Consider the following 21,927-nt stretch of genomic DNA (forward strand, 5'->3'; position numbering starts at 1 on the left):
GATGCGCCTGGCCACCGCGCTGCTGGCCCTGCTGCTGTGGCTGCCGCTGGCAGCGCAGGCACAGCCGCTGGCGCCGATCCCTGCGCTGGACTCGCCGGTGGTCGATACCACCGGCACGCTGGACGCCACGCAGAAGCAGGCGCTGGTGCAGCAGGCGATCGAGCTGCAGCAGCGCAAGGGCAGCCAGTTGCAGGTGCTGGTGGTGCCCACGACCCAGCCGGAGGACATCGCGCAGTACACCACGCGGGTCTTCGACCAATGGCAGATTGGCCGCAAGGGCGTGGATGACGGCGTGCTGCTGGTGATGGCCAAGGATGACCGGCGCGTGCGCATCGAGCCGGGCTACGGTCTTGAAGGCGCCATCCCCGATGCCATCGCCAACCGGGTCATCCAGGAATACCTGGTCCCGCGCTTCCGCAGCGGCGACTATGCCGGCGGCATCACCGATGCCACGGCGGTGCTGGTCAAGCTGATCGACGGCGAACCGCTGCCGGCACCGGTCAGCGGCCATCGCGGGCGCGAGCCCGGCGCTGGCGGCGACACCTGGTTCCTGGCGCTGTTCATCGGCGTGTTCGCCGGCAGCATCCTGCGCGGCGTCTTCTCGCGCGTGCCGCGTCCGCTGCGCGGCCTGCTCGGCGGCGCGGGTGCGGCGCTGGCGGCGTTCCTGTTCACTTCCACGCTGATGGCCAGTGGCCTGGCCGGCGTGGTCGGCCTGATCGTGGCGATGCTGTCCGGGCACCCGGGCCGCTTTGCCGGCGGTGGCGGTTGGGGCGGTGGCAGCTGGGGCGGGGGAGGCGGTTTCGGCGGAGGCGGTGGATTCGGCGGCGGTGGCGGCTGGGGCGGCGGCGGTGGCCGTTCCGGTGGCGGTGGCGCTTCGGGAGGCTGGTGATGATCCAACGTCTGTTCCGCCATGCATTCTCGCCCTCGGTGCGGCGCGCGTTCCCGCCGGCCACATTGCAGGCGATCACCGAGGCCATCGCGGCCGGCGAGCAGCGCCACGGCGGGCAGGTGATGTTCGCGGTGGAAGCGGATCTGCCGCTGGCAGCGCTGTGGCACAAGGTCACCCCGCGCCAGGCCGCCGAGCAGGCGTTCGCCCGGCTGCGCACCTGGGACACCGCCCACAACAACGGGGTGCTGATCTACCTGCTGCTGGCCGACCACGCGATCGAGATCGTCGCCGATCGTGGCCTGCACGGCCGGGTCAGCCCGGCGCAGTGGCAGCGGGTCTGCACCCACCTGCGCGAGGGCCTGCGCGGCGCCCATCCGGTCGAGGCATTGCAGGATGCGATCGACGAGGTCTCCAGCCTGATCGAAGGGCACTTTCCCGCTTCGACGCGGTCAGACGATGACGGCCTGCCCAACACGCCCCAGCTCCTTGGTTGAGCCGGGGCGGCACTGGCCCGAGAATAGGCGTTCAACCGCAAGGCACCTTCCATGATCTATTTCCACGACATCGACCCCATCGCCCTTTCGCTGGGGCCGATCAAGGTGCATTGGTACGGCATCATGTACCTGCTTGGCTTCACCGCGGCCTGGCTGCTGGGCCGCACGCGCATCGCCGCGGGGCGCCTGCCGGGCGTCGATGCCAACGGATTCTCCGACCTGCTGTTCTACGCCATGCTCGGCGTGGTGCTGGGCGGCCGCATCGGCTACATGCTGTTCTACGCGCTGGGTGATTTCCTGCACAACCCGCTGCTGCTGTTCAAGGTCTGGGATGGCGGCATGAGCTTCCACGGCGGCCTGCTCGGCGTGCTGGGTGCCTGCTGGTGGTGGTCGCGCAAGCACCGTCTGCACTTCTTCGACACCATGGATTTCATGGCGCCGCTGGTGCCGCTGGGCCTGGGCTTCGGCCGCATCGGCAACTTCATCGGTGCCGAGCTGTGGGGCAAGTACACCGACGGGACCTGGGGCGTGGTGTTCCCGTCGGGCCTGCCGGCCCCGCTGAACCAGCTCGACACTGCCACCCTGCAGGCGCAGTTCGCCACCGGCGCATTGAACCCGTACGCCCGCCATCCGTCGCAGTTGTATGAAGCGTTCCTGGAAGGCCTGGTGATGTTCGTGGTGCTGTGGACGGTGTCGGCCAAGCCGCGCCACCGCTATCTGGTCGGCGGCCTGTTCGCGCTGATGTACGGCCTGTTCCGCTTCGCCGTCGAATTCGTGCGCATGCCCGACAACGGTGTCTACGTGGCCTTCGGCTGGCTGACCCGCGGCCAGATCCTGAGCCTGCCGTTGATCGCCTTCGGCCTGGTGCTGCTGGTGATGTCGCGCCGCGCGCCGGTGCTGCAGCCGCAGCCGCCGGTGGCCGCCGGGGGCAAGGCATGAAGGCCTACCTGGACCTGCTGGCGCACGTGCTCGAGCACGGCGCCGAGAAGAGTGATCGCACCGGTACCGGCACCCGCAGCGTGTTCGGCTGGCAGATGCGCTTCGACCTCAACGATGGTTTCCCGCTGGTCACCACCAAGAAACTGCACCTGCGCTCGATCATCCACGAGCTGCTGTGGTTCCTGAAGGGCGACACCAACATCGGCTACCTGAAGGACAACCAGGTGCGCATCTGGGACGAGTGGGCCGACGCGAACGGCGACCTCGGCCCGGTCTACGGCAAGCAGTGGCGCAGCTGGGCCACTGCCGACGGTCGCGAGATCGACCAGATGCAGTGGCTGGTGGACGAGATCAAGCGCAATCCGGATTCGCGCCGGCTGGTGGTCAGCGCCTGGAACGTGGGCGAGCTTTCGCAGATGGCGCTGATGCCGTGCCACAACCTGTTCCAGTTCTACGTGGTGGACGGCAAGCTCAGCTGCCAGCTGTACCAGCGCAGCGGCGACATCTTCCTCGGCGTGCCGTTCAACATCGCCAGCTACGCGCTGCTGACCCACATGGTGGCGCAGGCCACCGGCCTGGGCGTGGGCGACTTCGTGCACACCCTGGGCGATGCCCACCTGTATTCGAACCACTTCGAGCAGGCGCGCGAGCAGTTGTCGCGTGAACCGCGCGCGCTGCCGACGCTGTGGTTGAACCCGGAGGTGACCGACCTGTTCGGCTTCCAGTTCGACGACATCCGCATCGACGGCTACGACCCGCACCCGGCCATCAAGGCGCCGGTGGCGGTATGAGTGCCCTGAAGCTGTCGATGATCGTGGCGCTGGACCGCAACCGTGGCATCGGCCAGGGCAATGCCATGCCCTGGCACCTGCCGGATGACTTCAAGCACTTCAAGGCGCTCACCCTGGGCAAGCCGATCCTGATGGGGCGCAAGACGGCCGAGTCGATCGGCCGCGCGCTGCCGGGGCGGACCAACCTGGTGCTGACCCGCAGCGGCCAGGTGCCGTTCGAGGGCATGCGCGCGGTGGCGTCGCTGGACGAGGCCAGGGCCATTGCCGAAGCCGAGGGCGCCCGCGAGCTGTGCATCATCGGTGGCGGCGAGATCTTCCGTCAGCTGCTGGACCAGGCCAGTGACCTGTACCTGACCTGGGTCGATGCCGAAGTCCCCGCCGATACCCATTTCCCCGAAGTGGACGTGCAGGACTGGCAGGAAGTGAGCAGCGAGCCGCACCCGGCCGACGCGCGGCACGCCCATGCGTTCCGCTTCGTGCACTACGTGCGCCGCTGATCGCGGAAGTATCAACGAAAACACCGGCGGGGTAGAGTCGACTGTTAGTCGACTATCGCGCGCAGCGCGGGGTTTTCAGGGGGCGTCAGGAGCAGTCGACTAACAGTCGATTCTACCGGGACTGTCGCTGCGGCATCCGGTAATGCCCGATGATCGCGTGCTGGAACAGCAGGTTCTCTTCGCGCGTGCCGCGCGCGATGTTGTGCAGCACCAGCGGTGTGCCATTGGCCAGGCGCCGGTCAGAAACGATGCCCACGTGCAGCAGGCCGTTGCCATTGAGCTTCCAGGCAACGATGTCGCCGGCCGCGTAGTCGGCGGCGAGGGCCGTGACCGGTTGCTGCCAGCCCTGGCGCTCGAACCAGCGCATCAGGTTCGGTACACGACGATGATCGATGTTGCGGTCCGGCCGTGACAGGCCCCAGATCGCCGGATAGGCACTGAAGCTGCCGCGCATGTCCTCATGCACGCGTGCCTGCAGGTCCAGGCCCAGATCGCGCAGGGCGCGCACCACCACGTCCGTGCACACGCCGCGATCCAGTGGCACGTCGCCGCCGGGATAGGCCAGTACCTGGTAAGCAGGATCGTAACGGGTGGTGACGCCGATCTGCGCGCGGGCTGCGGCCACCAGTGGCGGCGAAGGGGCCTGCGGCTGCGTCGGCGCATGTGCAGCACCATCCGCAGCCGTGGGAGCAGGCGGCGAGCCGGGCTGGCAGCCGCTGGCCAGGGCCAGCGTCAGCAGCACCGTCCCTGGTGCCCAGCCGCGCCGCGTCACGCCTGCGGCGGGGGACTGTTGTTGGTGGCGCCACCCGCGCCGCCCCCTCCGCCACCACGACGGCGACGGCGGCGTGGGCCACGGTTGCCCGGGGTGGCAGCGGCGTTGCCGCCCTGTTCCTTGCCCTGCGTCGCAGCGGCGGGGCGCTCGTGCGCCGGTCGCGCGGGTGGGCGGGCGTTGGGCACTGGTGCCGGTACATCGCGGCCCGGGACCTGCACCACGCGCAGCTCGTCGGTATCCAGCTGGAGCGCGGTCAGCTTGCCGCCCCAGACCGCACCAGTGTCGATGGCGTGCACGCCCTGGGTGATGGTCAGGCCCAGCGCCGACCAGTGGCCGCAGACCACCTTGAGGTCGCGCTCGACCCGGCCCGGCACCTCGAACCAAGGATACAGCCCCTGTTCCTGTGTGCCCGGTGTGCCCTTGTCCTCGATGCCGATGCGCCCGCGCGGGGTGCAGTAGCGCATGCGGGTGAGCACGTTGATGATCGCGCGCGAGCGGTCGTAGCCGGACAGGTTCGGGGCCCAGCTCGGCTTGTCGCCGTACATGTTGCGGAACAGCTTGCGGTAGCCGGCGCCATGCAGCTGCACCTCGACCTCGGCGGCATGCTTCTCGGCCATCTGCGTGGTCCACTTCGGCGCCAGGCCGGCGTGCACCATCATCCAGCCCAGCTCGCGGTCCACGTGCACCAGCTTCTGCAGGCGCAGCCAGTCCAGCAGTTCGTCGCGGTCCTCGGCCTGCACGATGCGCAGCAGGTCCGGGTTGACCTTGCGCTGTTCCTCTTCGGTACGCGAACCGACGGCCAGCAGCGAAAGATCATGGTTGCCCAGCACCACCACGCTGTGCTCGCGCAGCGAGTGCACCAGCCGCAGCGTTTCCAGCGACTGCCCGCCCCGGTTGACCAGGTCGCCGCAGAACCACAGGGTGTCCTGCGCCGGGTCGAAGCGGATCTTCTCCAGCAACCGCTGGGTGACGTCATAGCAGCCCTGCAGGTCGCCGATCGCCCACACACTCATCGTTCGGCCTCCGTGTCAGTGCAGGGTGCGCGGGACGGCCAGCACGAACGGTGCGACCGGCGCGGCGAATTCGGTGCCATCGTCGGCGACCATGTCGTAGTGCCCCTGCATGGTCCCGTGATCGGTCCCCAGCATGACACCGGACGTGTAACGGAAGTCTTCACCGGGGCGCAGCCGTGGCTGCTCGCCGATCACCCCGTCGCCGTCAACGTGCTCGACACGGCCATTGGCATCGGTGATGCGCCAGTGGCGTGCGACCAGGCGTGCAGCGACCCGCCCCTGGTTGTGGATGCGGATCGTGTAGGCGAACGCGAAGCGACCGTCTTCCGGGGCGGATTGATCGTCGAGGAAGCGCGGCGCGACTTCGACGGAGATGGCATATACGTCAGCGTCTTCCATACCGGCAGTGTAATCAGGAGGCATTGGCCAAAGCGATGAATTCAGCCACGTCCAGCTGTTCGGCGCGGGCATCGGGACGCACGCCGGCGGCGATGAACTGCTCGGCGGACACCACGTTGTTCAGGGCATTGCGCAGGGTCTTGCGGCGCTGCCCGAAGGCGGCCTTGACCACCTCGGCGAAACGCTTGTGGTCGTTGATGTTGATCGTGGCCGGGTCGCGCGGCACCAGCCGCACCACGGCCGAATCGACCTTCGGCGGCGGCCGGAACGCGCCCGGCGGCACCACGAACAGCGAGGTGACCTGGCAGTAGGCCTGCAGCATCACGCTGAGGCGGCCATACACCTTGCTGCCGGGGCCAGCGGCCATGCGGTCGACCACTTCCTTCTGCAGCATGAAGTGCATGTCGCGGATCACCGCGGCATGCTCCAGCGCATGGAACAGGATGGGCGAGGAGATGTTGTAGGGCAGGTTGCCGACCAGGCGGATCGGCTGGCCGCCGGCCAGTTCGGTGAAGTCCACGCGCAGCACGTCGCGGTGGACGATGGTCAGCTCGCCCAGCGGCTCGGCGGCGGCGGTCAGTGGCGCGATCAGGTCGCGGTCGAACTCGATCACCGTCAGCTTCGGGTGCACGCGCAGCAGCGGCAGGGTGATCGCGCCCTGGCCGGGACCAATTTCAACCAGGCGGTCGCCATCTTTCGGGTTGACCGCCATCACGATCTTGTCGATGTAGTGGCGATCGGCCAGGAAATGCTGGCCAAGCTGCTTCTTGGCCGGGGCGGTGAACACCGGGCCGGAGGGGGAATGCGGGGAATTCATGCGCTCAGTGTACGTTGCCGCGCAAGCTGCGCACACAGCGTCGCTGCCGCCTGCAGGCTGGAAGGATCGGCGATGCCACGCCCGGCCAGGTCCAGCGCGGTGCCATGGTCCACCGCCACGCGAGGGTAGGGCAGGCCCAGGGTCAGGTTCACGGCCTGTTCGAACCCTGAGTACTTCAACACCGGCAGGCCCTGGTCGTGGTACATCGCCAGCACGGTGTCGAAACCGGCCAGCTTGGCCGGCAGGAAGGCGGTGTCGGCCGGCAGCGGCCCGACCAGGTCCAGGCCCTCGGCGCGCAGCCGCTGCAGCAGGGGAATGATCAGGTCCAGTTCCTCGCGGCCCAGATGGCCGTCTTCGCCGGCGTGCGGGTTCAGGCCGAGCACGGCGATGCGCGGCGCGGGCAGGCCGAACTCGCGGCGCAGTGCCGCATGCACGGTGCGCAGGGTGTGCTCCAGGCCGGGGGCGGTGATCGCATCGGCCACCTCGCGCAGCGGCAGGTGGGTGGTGGCCAGCGCCACGCGCACGATGTGGTTGGCCAGCATCATCACCACCTTCACCCCGGCCTGGTCGGCCAGCAGTTCGGTGGTACCGCTGTAGGCGATGCCGCCTTCGTTGATGACTGCCTTGTGCACCGGGCCGGTCACCACACCGTGCAGTTCGCCGGACAGGCAGGCCTGGCCGGCGCCGAGCAGGGCGTCGATGACCGCGCCGGCATTGGCCGGATCGGCCTGGCCGAAGTGGCTGGGCGCAGCGTTGCGGACGGCGCGCAGGCGCAGATCGCCGGGCACGCGTGCTTCGGCGTCCTCGGGCAGCAGTTGCAGCGGCAGGTTCAGCGCGGCCGCGGCCGCGCGCAGGGTGTCCGGGTCGGCAAAGGCCAGCAGCCGGCAATCCTCACGCGGCTGCTGGACGAGGCGGACACACAGTTCCGGGCCGATCCCGGCGGGCTCGCCCGGTACCAGCGCGAGCTCGGGGCGCATCGGTCAGGACTGCGGCGGGGTGGCGGTGTTTTCCGCGCGGTCGCCGCTGCGGAAGCTGACGTAGGCTTCGCCACGCAGTTCCTGCAGGAAGCGGTTGTACTCGTCTTCCAGCTTGCGGCGGCCGATGGTCTCGCGGACCTGGGCACGCTGGTTGTCGGTGGTCACGTCGGTCTGGCGGGTCGCCACGCGCTGCACGATGTGCCAACCGGCGTCGGTGCGGAACGGCTGGCTGACGCCACCGTCCTGCAGGCCTTCGACCTGCTGGCCGAACGCCGGACCGAACGCGTCGGCCGGGAACCAGCCCAGATCACCGCCCTGGCCCTTGCTGTTGTTGTCCTCGGAGGACTCCCGGGCCACGGCCTGGAAGTCGGCACCGCCGGCAATGCGGGCACGCAGGGTGTCGATCTTGGCCTTGGCGGCGGCGTCGTTCTGGTGGTCGTCCACGCGCACCAGGATGTGGCGGCCGTGGAACTCGGTGACCGTATGCTCACCGGCGGCGGCGCTGGCATCGCGCACTTCCACCAGCTTCAGCAGCTGGAAGCCGCTCGGGCCGCGGATCGGGCCGACCACTTCGCCGGGCTTCATCTTTTCCATCAGCTGGGCGAACGCGGTGGGGATCTCGTCCAGGCTGCGCCAGCCCAGGTCGCCGCCTTCCAGTGCGTTCGGGCTGTCCGAATAGCGCACGGCTGCGGCGTTGAAGTCCAGCTCGCCCTTGTCCAGCAGGGTCTTCACGCCATCGGCCTTCTTCTGGCCGGTGGCGATCTGGTCGGCGTTGGCGCCGTCGGGCAGGGCGATCAGGATGTGCGCCAGGTGGTACTGGTTGCCCACCGTGGCCTGCTGCTTCAGGGCGGCGTCGACTTCACCCTCGCTGACGCTGATGCGGCTCTGCGCGAAGCTCTGGCGCAGGCGCTGCACGGTGATCTCGTCACGCACCGAAGCGCGGAAGTCGTTGAAGTCGATGCCGTCATGGGCCAGGCGCTGGCGCAGGGCGTCCAGGTTCGACCCGTTCTGCTGGGCGATGGAATTCATCGCCTGGTTCAGCTCCTGGTCGCTGACCCGGATGCCGCTGCCCTGGGCGCGGGCCACCTGCAGCTTGACCAGCACCAGGCGCTCGAGCACCTGGCGGCTGAGCACGTCTTCCGGCGGCAGCTGGTTTTCACGGCCGGCGTACTGCGCCTTGATGTTGGCGATCGCACGCTGGAGCTCGCTCTGCAGGATCACGTCCTCATCGACGACGGCGGCGATGCGGTCAAGCGGCTGCGCCTCCTGGGCAAGCACCTGCAGGGGGGCGGACACGCTGGACACCGCCAGCAGCGAGGCGAGAAGAACGGGGAAGCGCTTGGTCATGGGATCAGGTTCGGATCGTAGTCATCCCGGGTCGCCCCGGTGTTGCTCGGCGGCACGAGATAGAGGTCGTCGCGGTTGTAGCCGAGGATAGCACGGCGCAGGGTACGGTCCGTGTCCTGGCCCAGGGAGCTCAGACCCTTGAGCACGAACTCCAGCTGGATGGCGTTGTTCATCTCGCCTTCGCGGTTGCGGACGTAGCGGCGGGCGACCGCACGCACGGCCAGGCAGCAGCTGTCCCACTGGACGCCGGCGATGATTTCCAGCGGTTCCTTGTCCTGCAGCGAGTAGTAGTAGCGGCCGACCAGGCTCCAGCGCGCATTCAGCGGGTACAGGAACGACAGGTCGGCCTGTTCCAGCAGCGTGCGGTCATGCTTGTTGGCGGTGGCCGGGGCGCCGGAGTTGATGCGGTAACGGTAGCTGAGGTTGATCACGCCATCGTTGGGCATCAGGTAGCGGGCGCGGACGCTGGCCAGATCCTCGCGCTTGTACTTGGGGTCCCACTGGTAGGTGGCACCCAGGGTCCAGCGGTCGTTGATCATGTAGTTGCCGTCGGCGATCCACGCCGACTTGCCCTTCTCCACCGGCGCGCCGCCTGGGGTCACGGTCACCCGCGACTCGTCGAAGTACTGGATCTGGCCGATGGCGGCCGAGAACCGTTCCTTGCCGGTGGTCTGGTCGATGAAGCGGGTGCCCAGTGCCAGGGTCAGCTGGTTGGCATCGTTCTGGCGGTCGGCGCCGGTATAGCGCGAGTCGCGGAACAGCTGGCCCCAGCTGAAGGTGAAGTCACGGGTGTCGAAGATCGGCAGGTCGTCCTGGTTGCGGTACGGCGTGCGCAGGTAGAACAGGCGCGGTTCCAGGGTGTGCAGGAACGACTTGCCGCCGATGGTGGTCTCGCGATCGAAGAACAGGCCGGCGTCGATGCTGCCGATCGGCAGGCTGCGGCTGGGCGATTTGTTGCCGCGCAGCTGCTCCGGCGTGGCGGTGTTCGGGTCGATGCCCTGCGAGACCAGCACGTTGCGGCGGACGCTGTCGGCCAGGCCCTGGTCCAGGTCGTAGCCGGTGTAGCGGTAGGCCAGGGTCGGGGTGACGTACCAGGCCGCGCCGCTGATCGGGAACGACACGTACGGCTTCACGTCCAGGCGCGAGCCGCCGTACATGCGCTGGGTCTGGCCGTTGCGCGTGTACTGCAGGTCCGGGCCGGCGCTGGCGTCGTACTTGAAGTTGATGTCGTCGTGGGTGAAGCGCACCGCTTCGGCGTAGACGCCGGTTTCCAGCCACGGCAGGACCGGCTTGTCCCAGTTGAAGTACAGGCGCGGCTGGCGGTTGTAGGGCAGCGCGCTTTCGTTGAGGGTGTAGTCGGTCAGCTGCCAGCGGTCGGCCATGATGCCGGCCGTCCAGTTCTTGCCGGTGCCGTACAGGCCCACGGTGCTCTGCAGGTTCGAGGCGGTCACCCCGACCAGGCGGTTGGCGAAATCCTCGACGTAGCGTTCGTCGCTGACCCAGGCCAGGTTGGCGCGCGCCTGCCAGTGGTCATCCACGTTGTGGTAGCCGCTGAACATGACGCGGCCGCGGTCGCGGTCGCGCAGCTTGTCGTTGGGGATGTAGGCGGTCAGCAGCTCGCCGCGGCCGCCGTTGTAGAGGTAGCGGAACTCGTTGTCGAGCATCAGGCCACGCCGGCTCATGTAGCGCGGCATCAGCGTGTCGTCGTAGTTCGGCGCCAGGTTCAGGTAGATCGGCTGGGTGTAGTCGAAACCGTTGCGGCCGGACATGCCCAGCTGCGGGAACAGCAGGCCGGTCTTGCGGCGGTCATCGATCGGGAACTTGAAGTACGGCGCCCACAGCACCGGCACCTTGCCGATGCGCAGCACGGCATTGCGCGCGGTGCCGAAGCCCTCGTCGTTGTCCACTTCGATCTGCGGCGCCGACAGCTTCCACACCGGCTGCGACGGGTCGCAGGTGGTGTAGGTGGAGCGGTGCATCTGGCCGACCGCACCCTGCAGGTCGACCGACTCGGCATCGCCGTTGCCGCGGCGCGACACCAGCTGGTACTTGATGTCGGTGATCTTGTGGGTGTCGCTTTCCTGGTTGCCCTCGGCGCGCTTGGCGACCATGCGGATCGAGGAGTCCTGGTAGCGGACATTGCCGTCGGCGATGTAGTTGCCGCTCTCGGTATCGAAGCTCAGCTTGTCGGTGCCGACGAACTGGTCGCCCCGGCGCAGCGCCACGTTGCCTTCGTACTGCGGCACGGTGGTGGTGCCCAGCAGCTGGTCGCCCTCGATGTCGGTCGGCTGCTGCTCGCGCGCGGCGCTGGCGGCGGCCTTGTCCTGCCCGGGGACCGGGGTGGGAGCATCGGTGAACGCGGGAATCACGTCGGTAGCCGGGCACAGGCCCCAGTTGAGCGGCTTTTCATCGGCCATTGCCGGCAGGCAGATGGCGATGCTCAGAGGCAGGGGAAGCAGGCGGAGGGCTCGGCGCACGCGGTTCGGATTCGGGCGAAAACGGACGGTAGCTTGCCCCATCCCTTGCATAGGGGCAATGAAGGCGGACGGATCCCGCCGGTTCGGGTTCATCCGGCGGCGGTCCCGGCAGGGTCCGGCATCAGGGCCCGGACATGGGCCACGCTGCATTCGGCAAGGGCCTGCAGGTCGTAGCCGCCTTCCAGCATCGAGACCACCCGGCCGGCCGCATGGCGGCGCGCCAGCGCATGCAGTTCGCGGGTGATCCAGGCGAAATCGTCGGTTTCCAGCATCAGGTCGGCCTGCGGGTCGCGCAGGTGGGCATCGAAGCCGGCCGAGATCAGCAGCAGCTGCGGGCGGAAGTCGTCGATGGCCGGCAGCATCTCGTCGGCCCACACATTGCGGAAGCGGAAACCGCCGCTGCCCGGGGGCAGCAGGATGTTCATCAGGTTGCCCGCACCGCGGTCGCGGCGCAGGCCGGAATTGGGGAACAGCCCGGCCTGGTGGGTGCTGTAGTAGGACACCCGGGCGTCGTGCTGGAAGATGTCCTGGGTGCCATTGCCATGGTGGACATCGAAATCGACCACGGCGATCCGCTCCAGGCCGTGGCGGTCACGGGCGTGGGCGGCGGCGATGGCGATGTTGTTGAGCAGGCAGAAGCCCATCGCCGTGCTGCTGGTGGCGTGGTGGCCCGGTGGCCGCACCGCGCAGAATGCCAGCGGGTCCCCGCCCAGCATCACCGCGTCGACCGCCGCCACGCCGGCGCCGGCGGCATGCACGGCGGCACTGGCCGAGCCGGGCGAGGTCCAGGTGTCCATGTCCAGCTGGCGCAGCGGCGCGGTCTGCGGCTGCAGCACGAAGTCGAGCAGGGCGCTGTCGTGGACGCGGGTCAGATCGCCGAACTTGGCCGGCGGCGCCTCGCGCCAGTCCAGCTGGCCGGGGAACGCGGCGTGCAGGGCGTCCAGCACATGCTGCAGGCGTTGCGGGCATTCCGGATGACCGGCGCCGGGGTCATGCAGCAGGCAGGACGGATGGGTGAAGACCAGCATCGTGCCGACTCAGCGCTGGCGCTGCTGCGGCTGCCACAGCGCTTCGCCGTGGCCATCGGCGCGGGCCAGCACCCGGGCCAGCACGAACAGCAGGTCCGACAGCCGGTTGAGGTACTGCAGCGCCTCGCTGCGCACGGCCTCGTGGCGGACCAGGGTGACCGTCTCGCGCTCGGCGCGGCGGACGATGGTGCGGGCCAGGTGGCAGCGGGCGGCGGCCTCGCCGCCGGCCGGCAGGATGAATTCCTTCAGCATCGGCAGGCCGGCGTTGTAATGGTCCAGCTGCTGCTCCAGGGCGGACACGTCGGCGGCGTGGATCGCGGCGTGGCCGGGAATGCACAGCTCGGCGCCCAGGTCGAACAGCTGGTGCTGCAGATGCACCACCAGCGCGCGCACGTCGTCGGGCAGCGCCGTGGCCAGCAGCAGGCCGAGCGCGGCATTGGCTTCGTCGACGGTGCCGTAGGACGCCACGCGGGCGTCATCCTTGGCCACGCGCTGGCCGTCGCCAAGGCCGGTACTGCCGTCGTCGCCGGTGCGGGTGTAGATGCGCGAGAGGCGATGGCCCATGGCGTGGCTCAGTGACGGATGTCGCGGCGGGCCTGCTGGAGCTTCAGTACCTGCTCCACGGCCAGCTGCAGGGCGGCGGCCAGCGCCACGTAGATCGCCGTCGTACGCAGGTACGGGCCGAACCACTGCGCGTAGTTCTGTGCCCAGCCGGCCAGCGTCGGTTCGGCCACGTTGCGGCTGGTCCAGTAGAAGCCACCCTGTGCCAGCAGGTGACAGACCGCCACCGAGGCCACCAGCAGCAACGTGCCCTTGGCCAGCACCGGCCAGCGTGCGCCCTGGTAGTTGCGGCCCAGCAGCATGCCGCCGGCCCACAGCGAGAAATACGCCGGCAGCAGCAGCCAGTAGCCCGGCGACACGCAGTAGTGCTGCCAGAAATCCAGGCCGCTGCTGCGGATCACAATCCAGTCCACCAGCACGGCGAACACCATCAGCAGCGGGAACGCCCAGCGCGTCCAGGTGGCCAGGTAGAAGCCACCGATGAAGAACACGGCCCAGGAGGCATCGGGGATCGCCGCGAAGTGGTTGACCCGGGTCGCCGCCAGCACCAGCACGAGCACGGACAGGACGAAGGCACGGTTGGCGGTGGCGGACATGGCAGCGGGCCCGGAGCGGATTCAGGTTTCATTCTAGCCCGCCGCGCCGGTTGGCGCAGGTCGGGCGCCGTTGGGTGTTCGGGCGGGGCGAGCGCGTATCATGAACACCATGAGTGAACGACATGACGTGCTGATCGTCGGTGGTGGCCTGGTCGGTGCCAGCCTGGCCATCGCCCTGGACCGGCTGGGCCGCGACGTGGGCCTGCTCGAAGCCAGCCCGGCCGGCGAGCTGCCGGCGGTGTTCGACCAGCGCAACCTCAGTTTCGCCGCTGCCACGGTCAACGCACTGACCGCCTTGGGAGTCATGCAGAAGCTGGCGATGGCACCGGGTCCGATCCGCCGCATCCATGTCAGCCGTGCCGGCGATTTCGGCCGCGTGCAGCTGGAGGCAGGCGACTACGACCGGCCGTGGTTCGGCCAGGTGGTGGTGGCGCGGGACTTCGGCCAGGCGCTGGAAGCGCGCCTGCAGGAGCTGCCGCGGCTACGGCGCTACCGGCCGATGCGGTTCCTGGGCCTGGGCGAGGTGGTCGACGGTTACCGCCAGGTGCGGGTGGCCGACGAGGCCGGCGAGCGCGTGCTGCTGGCGCGGCTGGTGGTGGGAGCCGATGGCACGACCAGTGGCGTGCGCGACGCGCTGGGCATCGAGGTCGATCGCCATGATTTCCAGCAGACCCTGTTCGTGGCCCGGGTGCGCAGCCAGCGCGCGCCGGACGGCACCGCCTGGGAGCGCTTCACCGATACCGGCCCGACCGCGTTGCTGCCGCGGGGTGACCGTCATTTCGGCTGCGTGCACGGCGTGGCACGCGAGCAGGCCGATGCGGTGATGGCGCTGGACGATGCCGCCTGGCTGCAGCGCCTGCAGAACGCGATCGGCTGGCGTGCCGGTCGCTTGCTCGAATCCGGCCCGCGCAGCGCGTATCCGCTCATCCAGGTGCTGGCGCGCGCGCTGGCCGGTGAGCGCACGGTGCTGCTCGGCAATGCTGCGCAGACCATCCATCCGCTGGGCGCGCAGGGCTTCAACCTGGGCCTGCGCGATGCACTGACCCTGGCCGAACTGCTGGAGGATGCGCATGACGATGCCGGCAGCGATGCTCTGCTGCAGGCCTACGTCGCGCGCCGCGAGGACGACCGCCGGCAGACGGTGGCGTTCTCCGGCGGACTGGCGCGCCTGACCAGCAACCCGGCGCCGTTGATGCGGCCGTTGCGCAGCCTCGGCCTGGTGGCCGCGCAGCGCGCGTCGGTGCAATCGATGCTGGTCGGTGGCGCGATGGGCTTCCGCGGCGAAGTGCCACGCCTGTGCCGCGGAGAAGCCGCATGAGCCGGCGCGCGCGTCTTGATGTGGCCATCGTCGGCGGTGGCGTGGTCGGTGCCGCGTGTGCGCTGGCGCTGGCCGATGCCGGACTGTCGGTGGCGCTGGTCGAGGGCCGCGAACCGGCGCCGTGGCAGGCTGCACAGCCGGACCTGCGCGTGTTCGCCTTCGCCGCTGACAATGTTCAGCTGTTGAACCGCCTCGGCGTGTGGCCGGCCATTGCCCAGGCCCGTGCCTGGCCCTACCGGCGCATGCAGGTGTGGGACGCGGCCGGTGGCGAGGATCTGCTGTTCGATGCCGATCGCTTCGGTCGACGCGAGCTGGGCTACATCGTCGAGAACGGCCTGCTGCAGGATCGCCTGTGGTCGGCATTGCCGGCGGCGGGCGTGCAGCTGCACTGCCCGGCACGGGTGGACGCGCTGGAGCAGGACGAGGACGGCGTGCGCCTGCGCTTGGATGACGGGCGTCGCCTGGAAGCGGCGTTGGCGGTGGCCGCTGACGGCGCCGAATCGACCCTGCGCCAGCTGGCCGGCATCGAGGTCGAGCGCCACGACTACCACCAGCGAGGCGTGGTGGCCTACGTGGACAGCGATCTCCCCAACCAGGCCACGGCCTGGCAGCGCTTCCTGCCGAGCGGGCCGCTGGCGCTGCTGCCGGTGGCCGAGCGCCGCAGCTCGATCGTCTGGACCCTGCCCGAGGACGAGGCGGCGCGCGTGCTGGCGCTGGACGAGGACAGCTTCAACCGCGAACTGACCCGCGCCTTTGCGGCACGCCTGGGTGAGCTGCGCTTGGCATCGCCACGTGCGGCATTCCCGCTGCGCCGCCAGTTGGCCCGTCACTACGTGGCCGGTCGTGTGCTGGCATTGGGAGACGCCGCCCATGTGGTGCATCCGCTGGCCGGGCAGGGCGTGAACCTGGGGCTGCGCGATGTCGCCGCCCTGCAGCAGTGGCTGGCGCCCTCGGCAGAGCGCCGCGGCCAGCCGCGGCTGTCACCGCAGCGCCTGCAACGCTGGGCACGCGAACGCCGCAGCGACAACCACGTCGCTGCCTACAGCTTCGATGCGATCAACCGCCTGTTCTCCAACGACGAAATGCACCTGACCCTGGCGCGCGGCCGCGCGCTGGGCTGCGTCGGCAAGTGGCCGCCGCTGGTGCAGGCGTTCTGGAAGCGCGCCGCCGGCGTCTGAAGCAAAAAGGGGACGGAGGGGATTAAGTCGTATGTGCACATGCGACTTAATCCCCTCCGTCCCCTTTTTTCAGTCAACCAGCCATCCGGCCAGGTCGGTGCGGTCCAGCTTGCCGCGATGCCTGCGGTCCAGCGAGTTGAATTCGTCGGCCAGCGCTGGGTTGGCCTGTGCTTCCTCGCGGCTGATGAAACCATCGCCATTCACGTCGAGGTCGCTGAAGCGGACGCGGTACTGGCCGACCACGCTGCTGGGCTCCAGCGAGCGCACGGTCACCTGGGCCTCGCCGGCCGGCTGTGCAATCTCGACGCTGCCGGTCACCCGCCCGGCATCCAGCGGTTGCTGGCGGATGGCACCGCCGGTCGGGCCCAGCGGCTGGCTCTGCGCAGGGGTCGATGGCCTGTGCTGGGCCATGGCCGGTACCGCGGCCAGCAGGATGGTCAACAGCAGGGCAGCACGTGGAAGGTTCATGACAGGCTCCTTGCCAAAGGGGTACCGGGAGCGTACTCCCGGCACCCTGTGCCGCCGATGACGGATCAGCGCAGCGGCGAGGCCAGCACGGTGATCTCTTCACGATCGTGATAGAGCTGCTTGGCGCGCACCACCAGCGGCTTGCCGGCCTGGTCCTGGAACAGGTCCAGGCACAGCCGGGTTTCGTCCCAGCGCTTTTTCATCGGCAGCTTCAGGTTGAAGATCGCGTGCCGGCACCAGCCTTCGCGGAACCAGGTGGCCATGCGTTCGGCGACGCGACGCGGCTGCTCGACCATGTCGCAGACCATCCAGTCCAGCGGTTGTTCCGGGTGCCAGTGGAAGCCGTCGGCGCGCAGGTGCTCGACCAGGCCGGTGTCCAGCACGTGCTGGCGCAGCGGGCCGTTGTCGATGCTCAGTACGTGCATGTGCTGGCGGGTCAGCACCCAGGTCCAGCCGCCGGGGGCGGCGCCCAGGTCGGCCGCGCGCATGCCGGGCTTGGCCAGTGCTTCGCGTTCTTCCGGCGTCAGCAGGGTCAGCAGTGCTTCGTCCAGCTTCAGCGCCGAACGCGAGGGCGCTTCGGGCAGCAGTTTCAGGCGCGGAATGCCCAGCGCCCACGGCGCGCTGTCGGCCGGGTCGGCCACGCAGACGAACGCATGGGTGCCGTCGACGAAGACGACGTGCAGGCGCGGCAGGCGGTTGTTCGGCTTGTCGCTGAGCTTGCCGGCCTTGCGCAGCGCCGGGCGCAGTGCATTGCCGAAGGCTCGCGCCAGCCCGGACAGCGGCTTGCCAGCGTCCGAATCGGGGTGCTCCACCCACAGGTCGCCGAAGCGCGGCGCATCGGCCAGCACTTCCAGCATCGGGGTGATGCGATCGCTCGGGTCCAGCTGCGGCAGCTCGGCCAGCACGACCAGCTTCTGCCGCGCGAAGATCAGTTCACGCCAGCGCAGGCGTGGCGCCAGTGCTGCAGCATCGTCGCACATGAAAAGCACATAGCCGTCATTGCGCTGGGTGCGCGCATAGCCAGCGAAACCGGCTTCACCGGCGCGGAACTGCAGCTCGCCGGCCAGCTCGGGTTCGAAGCCCTGCCGGCACAGGCACAGCAGGCCGATGCCGGTCTCAGTAACGGGCGCCATCGCTTTCCCCATAGGTTCGCAGCACGCTGCGCGCGGCGTCGCGGTCCAGGCCCTGCACCACTTCGATGCCGCGCTTGTTGAGTTCGCCCACCCAGTCGGCCGGCAGCGGGCCTTCGTCGAACGGCGTCAGTTCCTCGACGTCGGCCGCACTGGCACCGATCAGCAGCCGGTCGATGCCGGCCCAGACGGTGGCGCCGTAGCACTGGCAGCAGGGCTGCGAGCTGGTGGCCAGGGTGACCGGCGACAGCACCGCGTTCAGGCGCGGGGTCTGCAGGCGTTGCTGGGCCAGCATGTAGGCCATGTTCTCGGCGTGCGCCAGCGAGGTCGCGTGCGGCATCACCCGGTTCACGCCCGCGGCGATCACCTTGTCATCCGGACCGAACACCACGGCGCCGAACGGGCCGCCGCTGGCGTGCTCGACGTTCAGCCGCGACAGCTCGATCGCCAGCGCGACCTTGGCCTCGTCGCCCGGATATCGACGATCCAGGTCGATCTGGTCGTGGATCCAGGCGGGAAGGGTCAGGTGGACTTGCGCGTACAGCATCGCGGGGGTGCCTCGTAGGGATGGAAGAAGGTGCGGTTGCTTGGGAAACCGGCGCGCAGTGTAGCCGCACCGGCCTGTGTCGGGTGTGGCGGTGGGTCAGCCCGGCGAGCCGGTGCGGATCACCACGTACTGCTTGCGGAACTCCAGCCCGGCCTGCGGCCAGCTGGCCGCGTAGGCGCGCAGCAGGGGCAGGGCGGGAGCGAAGTCGTGGCCGTTGACCCGGCAATCGGCCTCGCACAGGCCATCGGCATCGCGCGAGGCGAACAGGCGGATGGCCAGGAAAGAGCGCGTCTTCAGCAGCGCATCGAATGCATCGATGCTGCGGGTGAACAGGCAGCAGGGGCAGGAGCCATGATCGTCTTCGCTGCGGGGGCCGGTGTCCATCTCATGCTCGCGGTAATGCGCCAGTGGACCGAGCACCACGGTGCGTTCGAGTTCCTGGCCGTCATCGCCGGCCGGATAGGTCAGGCCCATCATCGGCAGCCCCTGCGCGTCTTCGGCGCCGATCGCGGTCTGCAGGGTCGCAAGGTCTACCCGTACCCAGGCCTGGAAGCCGGACAGCAGCGATGCCTGCTCATCGGTACCGTTGGCATGCTGGTACTCGAACAGGCCATCGGCGAACAGCACGGGATGCTGGCTCTCGATGACGGTGGAGGTCTGCCAGCCGCCGTTGTCCCGCGCGTGCGCGGCCACCGCATGCGGGGTCAGGCGCAGGCCGCTGTCCAGCAGCAGCGCGCCGCCGTCGACGCGGCTGGCGGTGCCGGCGTCCTGCATGACCTGCTGCAGCAGCGGGAGGAGGGCGGAGGTCGTGGTCATGTCAGGCCTGTGGGTGGATGGGGTGGAGCATCCAGGCAGGGCCTGGGGATCTAGCGGTCGAGCGCGTCGAGTTCGGCGCGATATCGCTGCGCGTCGGGTTGCTGCTGCGGATCGTTGCCGTGGTCGCGCAGCCAGCTTTCCAGCTCGCGGCGATAGTCGGCGCGGAACTCGGCATTGCCCGGGCTGAAATGCAGCTTGCGTGCCGCCACCTCCACCCGCTCGCGCGCGCTGGCCCGGGCCTGGGCCAGCCCGTGCGGGGATTCGTTGGTGAGGATGACGAAGTTGCGCGGGAAACCCGGCGTGTACTTGACCACGAACGGCTGCTCGCGCGCCGGGATGCGGATGGCGTTTTCCAGCGGCCACAGCGAGGCGGTGTTGGTGTGGAACACCACGTCCACATCGCGGCCCTCGGCGGTACGCAGCACCCCTTCGTAGCGCCAGATGTACTGTTCGTTGAGCGTGGAGCTGGTCCGCTCGGCCTTGACGATCACCGCTTCACCGCGCTCGCCCACCCTGTTGAGGAAGGTGGCGTTGAGGAAGTGGCCGAGGAACATGTTGAGCATCGCCAGCGGGAACACCACGATGGCGTAGCCCGGAAAGCGCCGCCACCACGAGACCAGCCCGGCCAGCACCATCGCTGCAAAGAACGTCAGCAGCGGATGCTGCGAGATGAACCAGAGCAGGACGGAAAGGGCGGTGATCATCGTCGCGGTCGTGCGGGCGCCATCCAGGCGCCCGCGCAGGTCCTCAGGCCGACCAGGTGTCGCGCAGGGTCACGCTGCGGTTGAACACCGGCTTGGCCTCGCTGTGATCGCGGCGGTCGGCAACGAAGTAGCCGGTACGTTCGAACTGGAACGACTGCTCCGGCGCGGCGCTGGCCGCGGCCGGCTCGACATAGCCGGTGACGGTACGGCGCGATTCCGGATTGAGGTAGTCGCGGTAGGTCTTGCCTTCCGATTCGTCGTCCGGGTTCGGGACCGAGAACAGGCGGTCGTACAGGCGGATCTCGGCCGGCACGCCATGCACGGCGCTGACCCAGTGGATGGTGCCCTTGACCTTGCGGTTGGCGCCTTCCATGCCCGGGCGCGATTCCGGATCCAGCCAGCCGCGCAGCTCGGTGATGGTGCCATCGGCATCCTTGATCACTTCGTCGCAGCGGATGATGCCGGCGCCGCGCAGGCGCACTTCGCCACCCGGCACCAGGCGCTTCCAGCCCTTCGGCGGCACTTCGGCGAAGTCCTCGCGGTCGATCCACACCTCGCGTGCGAACGGCACTTCGCGGCTGCCGAAGCTCTCGTCCTTCGGGTGGTTGCTGAAGGTCAGCAGCTCTTCATGGCCTTCCGGCAGGTTGGTCAGCACCAGCTTGACCGGATCGACCACCGCCATGCGGCGCGGCGCGGCGCTGTCCAGGTCTTCGCGCAGCGCGCCTTCCAGCACGCTGAAGTCGATCAGCGAATTCTGCTTGCTGATGCCCACGCGCTCGGCGAACAGGCGCATCGCGGCCGGGGTGTAGCCGCGTCGGCGCAGGCCCTGCAGGGTGGGCATGCGCGGGTCTTCCCAGCCGTCCACCAGCTGTTCGGTGACCAGCGCCATCAGCTTGCGCTTGCTCATCACCGTGTAGTTGATGTTCAGGCGCGAGAACTCGATCTGGCGCGGCTTGGCGGCTTCGCGCGGCAGGCCGGCATCGACCAGCGGCTGGGTCAGCGCGTCGTCATGGGCGAAATCGACGTTGTCCACGCACCAGTCATACAGCGGGCGGTGGTCTTCGAACTCCAGCGTGCACAGCGAGTGGGTGATGCCCTCGATCGAATCACCCAGCGCGTGGGCGAAGTCGTACATCGGGTAGATCGGCCACGCATTGCCGGTGTTCTGGTGCTCGACGTGCTTGATGCGGTACAGCGCCGGGTCGCGCAGGTTGATGTTGCCGCTGGCCATGTCGATCTTGGCGCGCAGGGTGCGCGCGCCATCCGGGAATTCACCGTCGCGCATGCGGCGGAACAGGTCGAGGTTCTCCTCGACGCTGCGGTCGCGCCACGGCGACGGACGGCCCGGCTCGGTCAGGGTGCCGCGGTAGGCGCGCACTTCCTCGGCCGACAGGTCGCAGACATAGGCCTTGCCCTGCTCGATCAGCTTTTCGGCGGCCAGGTAATAGGCCTGGAAGTAGTCCGAGGCGTGGCGCAGCTCGTTCCACTCGAAGCCCAGCCAGCGCACGTCGTCCTGGATCGCAGCCACGTATTCCGGATCTTCCTTGGCCGGGTTGGTGTCGTCGAAGCGCAGGTTGCAGACGCCGCTGAACTCACCGGCGATGCCGAAGTTCAGGCAGATCGACTTGGCGTGGCCGATGTGCAGGTAGCCGTTCGGCTCGGGCGGGAAGCGGGTCTTGATCGCCTGGTGCTTTCCACTGGCCAGGTCCTCGCGCACGATCTGGCGGATGAAATCGCGCTTCTCGTGGCTGTCGGCGGGGGTCTCGGGGCTGGCGGGGGTGTGCTCGGACATGAGTCGGCGAAAAGAAAGGCAGAAAGACCAACAGTCTAGCGCGTACGGGGCAGGGCTGCCCGGTGGCGTATGGGGATGCCGGCCAGCGGCCGGCACTACCCGCCCATCTTCCGGTAGTGCCGGCCGCTGGCCGGCGGAACGCGGATCGACGCGCAGGTCGGTAGCGCCGGCCGCTGGCCGGCGGAATGCGGATCGACGCGCAGGTCGGTAGTGCCGGCCGCTGGCCGGCGGAACGCGGATCGACGCGCAGGTCGGTAGTGCCGGCCGCTGGCCGGCGGAACGCGGATCGACGCGCAGGTCGGTAGCGCCGGCCGCTGGCCGGCGGAACGCGGATCGACGCGCAGGTCGGTAGCGCCGGCCGCTGGCCGGCGGAACGC

24 protein-coding genes are annotated in these 21,927 nt (G+C 69.0%); 7 read left to right on the plus strand and 17 right to left on the minus strand.

From position 1 onward, the window contains the following. Nucleotide 1 precedes the first annotated feature (1 nt). Genes AC5P9C_RS19140 through AC5P9C_RS19160 form a run of 5 tightly spaced genes read left to right on the plus strand, consistent with a single transcriptional unit; the run spans nt 2 to nt 3,610 of the window. Nucleotides 2-889: a TPM domain-containing protein gene (locus AC5P9C_RS19140; RefSeq protein WP_495205244.1), complete on the plus strand. Its 888-nt coding sequence runs from the start codon at nt 2-4 to the stop codon at nt 887-889. Next, nucleotides 889-1,383 (plus strand): TPM domain-containing protein, encoded by a 495-nt coding sequence (locus AC5P9C_RS19145; RefSeq protein WP_049470590.1) that lies wholly within the window; start codon nt 889-891, stop codon nt 1,381-1,383. Before AC5P9C_RS19140 ends, AC5P9C_RS19145 begins: the two co-directional genes overlap by 1 nt. Before the next feature lie 51 nt (nt 1,384-1,434). Next, nucleotides 1,435-2,322 carry a prolipoprotein diacylglyceryl transferase gene (gene lgt, locus AC5P9C_RS19150; RefSeq protein WP_053506405.1) on the plus strand — a complete coding sequence of 296 codons (888 nt, stop codon included), beginning with the start codon at nt 1,435-1,437 and terminating at the stop codon, nt 2,320-2,322. Beyond that, the gene (locus AC5P9C_RS19155; RefSeq protein ID WP_064237690.1) at nt 2,319-3,113 is read left to right on the plus strand and encodes a thymidylate synthase; all 795 of its coding nucleotides are present in this window, start codon (nt 2,319-2,321) and stop codon (nt 3,111-3,113) included. The genes lgt and AC5P9C_RS19155 overlap by 4 nt, the downstream gene beginning before the upstream one ends. A gap of 5 nt (nt 3,114-3,118) precedes the next feature. Then, nucleotides 3,119-3,610 carry a dihydrofolate reductase gene (locus AC5P9C_RS19160; protein WP_065428197.1) on the plus strand — a complete coding sequence of 164 codons (492 nt, stop codon included), beginning with the start codon at nt 3,119-3,121 and terminating at the stop codon, nt 3,608-3,610. 112 nt (nt 3,611-3,722) lie between these two features. Here AC5P9C_RS19160 and AC5P9C_RS19165 read toward each other — a convergent pair whose 3' ends face one another. The 10 genes from AC5P9C_RS19165 to AC5P9C_RS19210 all read right to left on the minus strand — a co-directional run bounded on the left by AC5P9C_RS19165 (nt 3,723) and on the right by AC5P9C_RS19210 (nt 13,597). After that, entirely contained in the window at nt 3,723-4,382 is a 660-nt protein-coding gene (locus AC5P9C_RS19165) for a DUF1287 domain-containing protein (protein WP_074725599.1), read from the minus strand. Continuing rightward, a complete protein-coding gene (locus tag AC5P9C_RS19170; protein WP_074725600.1) occupies nt 4,379-5,395 on the minus strand; it encodes a symmetrical bis(5'-nucleosyl)-tetraphosphatase in 1,017 nt (338 codons plus the stop codon). The genes AC5P9C_RS19165 and AC5P9C_RS19170 overlap by 4 nt, the downstream gene beginning before the upstream one ends. A gap of 15 nt (nt 5,396-5,410) precedes the next feature. Then, nucleotides 5,411-5,794 carry a Co2+/Mg2+ efflux facilitator ApaG/CorD gene (apaG, locus tag AC5P9C_RS19175; RefSeq protein ID WP_008268668.1) on the minus strand — a complete coding sequence of 128 codons (384 nt, stop codon included), beginning with the start codon at nt 5,792-5,794 and terminating at the stop codon, nt 5,411-5,413. A gap of 13 nt (nt 5,795-5,807) precedes the next feature. Beyond that, complete coding sequence (gene rsmA, locus AC5P9C_RS19180; RefSeq protein ID WP_049470573.1) at nt 5,808-6,611, minus strand: 16S rRNA (adenine(1518)-N(6)/adenine(1519)-N(6))-dimethyltransferase RsmA; 804 nt, start codon at nt 6,609-6,611, stop codon at nt 5,808-5,810. Further along, a complete protein-coding gene (gene pdxA, locus AC5P9C_RS19185; RefSeq protein WP_103282781.1) occupies nt 6,608-7,588 on the minus strand; it encodes a 4-hydroxythreonine-4-phosphate dehydrogenase PdxA in 981 nt (326 codons plus the stop codon). The genes rsmA and pdxA overlap by 4 nt, the downstream gene beginning before the upstream one ends. Nucleotides 7,589-7,591: 3 nt before the next feature. Continuing rightward, nucleotides 7,592-8,935, minus strand: a complete 1,344-nt coding sequence (locus tag AC5P9C_RS19190; RefSeq protein ID WP_182068355.1) for a peptidylprolyl isomerase — start codon at nt 8,933-8,935, stop codon at nt 7,592-7,594. Continuing rightward, complete coding sequence (lptD, locus tag AC5P9C_RS19195) at nt 8,932-11,412, minus strand: LPS-assembly protein LptD (protein WP_080355593.1); 2,481 nt, start codon at nt 11,410-11,412, stop codon at nt 8,932-8,934. Before lptD ends, AC5P9C_RS19190 begins: the two co-directional genes overlap by 4 nt. A gap of 89 nt (nt 11,413-11,501) precedes the next feature. Beyond that, a complete protein-coding gene (locus AC5P9C_RS19200; protein ID WP_049470560.1) occupies nt 11,502-12,440 on the minus strand; it encodes a histone deacetylase family protein in 939 nt (312 codons plus the stop codon). 9 nt (nt 12,441-12,449) lie between these two features. Then, nucleotides 12,450-13,004, minus strand: a complete 555-nt coding sequence (locus AC5P9C_RS19205) for a cob(I)yrinic acid a,c-diamide adenosyltransferase (protein WP_343543504.1) — start codon at nt 13,002-13,004, stop codon at nt 12,450-12,452. Nucleotides 13,005-13,012: 8 nt separating this feature from the next. Beyond that, nucleotides 13,013-13,597, minus strand: coding sequence for a hypothetical protein (locus tag AC5P9C_RS19210; RefSeq protein ID WP_049470553.1), 585 nt, complete (start codon nt 13,595-13,597; stop codon nt 13,013-13,015). 109 nt (nt 13,598-13,706) lie between these two features. Between AC5P9C_RS19210 and ubiH the strand changes: the two genes are divergently transcribed. Continuing rightward, nucleotides 13,707-14,915, plus strand: a complete 1,209-nt coding sequence (gene ubiH, locus AC5P9C_RS19215) for a 2-octaprenyl-6-methoxyphenyl hydroxylase (protein WP_414615343.1) — start codon at nt 13,707-13,709, stop codon at nt 14,913-14,915. Next, complete coding sequence (locus AC5P9C_RS19220; RefSeq protein ID WP_053462213.1) at nt 14,912-16,093, plus strand: UbiH/UbiF family hydroxylase; 1,182 nt, start codon at nt 14,912-14,914, stop codon at nt 16,091-16,093. The genes ubiH and AC5P9C_RS19220 overlap by 4 nt, the downstream gene beginning before the upstream one ends. A 69-nt stretch (nt 16,094-16,162) precedes the next feature. On the opposite strand, the gene AC5P9C_RS19225 is transcribed toward AC5P9C_RS19220, so the two are convergent. From AC5P9C_RS19225 to AC5P9C_RS19255, 7 genes are all read right to left on the minus strand, one after another. Continuing rightward, nucleotides 16,163-16,561 carry an EF-hand domain-containing protein gene (locus tag AC5P9C_RS19225; RefSeq protein WP_343543550.1) on the minus strand — a complete coding sequence of 133 codons (399 nt, stop codon included), beginning with the start codon at nt 16,559-16,561 and terminating at the stop codon, nt 16,163-16,165. A gap of 65 nt (nt 16,562-16,626) precedes the next feature. Further along, entirely contained in the window at nt 16,627-17,694 is a 1,068-nt protein-coding gene (gene rlmM / locus AC5P9C_RS19230; RefSeq protein ID WP_262231832.1) for a 23S rRNA (cytidine(2498)-2'-O)-methyltransferase RlmM, read from the minus strand. Then, a complete protein-coding gene (locus AC5P9C_RS19235; RefSeq protein WP_019661129.1) occupies nt 17,678-18,238 on the minus strand; it encodes a nucleoside deaminase in 561 nt (186 codons plus the stop codon). The genes rlmM and AC5P9C_RS19235 overlap by 17 nt, the downstream gene beginning before the upstream one ends. Before the next feature lie 96 nt (nt 18,239-18,334). Continuing rightward, nucleotides 18,335-19,054, minus strand: coding sequence for a DUF6348 family protein (locus AC5P9C_RS19240; protein WP_343543776.1), 720 nt, complete (start codon nt 19,052-19,054; stop codon nt 18,335-18,337). A gap of 50 nt (nt 19,055-19,104) precedes the next feature. Further along, nucleotides 19,105-19,758: a hypothetical protein gene (locus AC5P9C_RS19245; protein WP_103282776.1), complete on the minus strand. Its 654-nt coding sequence runs from the start codon at nt 19,756-19,758 to the stop codon at nt 19,105-19,107. A gap of 43 nt (nt 19,759-19,801) precedes the next feature. Next, complete coding sequence (locus AC5P9C_RS19250) at nt 19,802-21,550, minus strand: glutamine--tRNA ligase/YqeY domain fusion protein (RefSeq protein ID WP_414615359.1); 1,749 nt, start codon at nt 21,548-21,550, stop codon at nt 19,802-19,804. A 95-nt stretch (nt 21,551-21,645) separates the two neighbouring features. Then, nucleotides 21,646-21,927: hypothetical protein (locus tag AC5P9C_RS19255; RefSeq protein WP_495205245.1), on the minus strand; the 282-nt coding region annotated here is incomplete at its 5' end.

The sequence above is a fragment of the Stenotrophomonas sp. YJH_SMC_10 genome (assembly GCF_059371555.1).

Coding starts and splice junctions, on each gene's coding strand:
- AC5P9C_RS19140 (WP_495205244.1), top strand. CDS start 2: ATGCGCCTGGCCACCGCGCTGCTGGCCCTGCTGCTGTGGCTGCCGCTG.
- AC5P9C_RS19145 (WP_049470590.1), top strand. CDS start 889: ATGATCCAACGTCTGTTCCGCCATGCATTCTCGCCCTCGGTGCGGCGC.
- lgt (WP_053506405.1), top strand. CDS start 1,435: ATGATCTATTTCCACGACATCGACCCCATCGCCCTTTCGCTGGGGCCG.
- AC5P9C_RS19155 (WP_064237690.1), top strand. CDS start 2,319: ATGAAGGCCTACCTGGACCTGCTGGCGCACGTGCTCGAGCACGGCGCC.
- AC5P9C_RS19170 (WP_074725600.1), bottom strand. CDS start 5,395: ATGAGTGTGTGGGCGATCGGCGACCTGCAGGGCTGCTATGACGTCACC.
- apaG (WP_008268668.1), bottom strand. CDS start 5,794: ATGGAAGACGCTGACGTATATGCCATCTCCGTCGAAGTCGCGCCGCGC.
- rsmA (WP_049470573.1), bottom strand. CDS start 6,611: ATGAATTCCCCGCATTCCCCCTCCGGCCCGGTGTTCACCGCCCCGGCC.
- pdxA (WP_103282781.1), bottom strand. CDS start 7,588: ATGCGCCCCGAGCTCGCGCTGGTACCGGGCGAGCCCGCCGGGATCGGC.
- AC5P9C_RS19190 (WP_182068355.1), bottom strand. CDS start 8,935: ATGACCAAGCGCTTCCCCGTTCTTCTCGCCTCGCTGCTGGCGGTGTCC.
- AC5P9C_RS19200 (WP_049470560.1), bottom strand. CDS start 12,440: ATGCTGGTCTTCACCCATCCGTCCTGCCTGCTGCATGACCCCGGCGCC.
- AC5P9C_RS19205 (WP_343543504.1), bottom strand. CDS start 13,004: ATGGGCCATCGCCTCTCGCGCATCTACACCCGCACCGGCGACGACGGC.
- AC5P9C_RS19210 (WP_049470553.1), bottom strand. CDS start 13,597: ATGTCCGCCACCGCCAACCGTGCCTTCGTCCTGTCCGTGCTCGTGCTG.
- ubiH (WP_414615343.1), top strand. CDS start 13,707: ATGAGTGAACGACATGACGTGCTGATCGTCGGTGGTGGCCTGGTCGGT.
- AC5P9C_RS19220 (WP_053462213.1), top strand. CDS start 14,912: ATGAGCCGGCGCGCGCGTCTTGATGTGGCCATCGTCGGCGGTGGCGTG.
- AC5P9C_RS19225 (WP_343543550.1), bottom strand. CDS start 16,561: ATGAACCTTCCACGTGCTGCCCTGCTGTTGACCATCCTGCTGGCCGCG.
- rlmM (WP_262231832.1), bottom strand. CDS start 17,694: ATGGCGCCCGTTACTGAGACCGGCATCGGCCTGCTGTGCCTGTGCCGG.
- AC5P9C_RS19235 (WP_019661129.1), bottom strand. CDS start 18,238: ATGCTGTACGCGCAAGTCCACCTGACCCTTCCCGCCTGGATCCACGAC.
- AC5P9C_RS19240 (WP_343543776.1), bottom strand. CDS start 19,054: ATGACCACGACCTCCGCCCTCCTCCCGCTGCTGCAGCAGGTCATGCAG.
- AC5P9C_RS19245 (WP_103282776.1), bottom strand. CDS start 19,758: ATGATCACCGCCCTTTCCGTCCTGCTCTGGTTCATCTCGCAGCATCCG.
- AC5P9C_RS19250 (WP_414615359.1), bottom strand. CDS start 21,550: ATGTCCGAGCACACCCCCGCCAGCCCCGAGACCCCCGCCGACAGCCAC.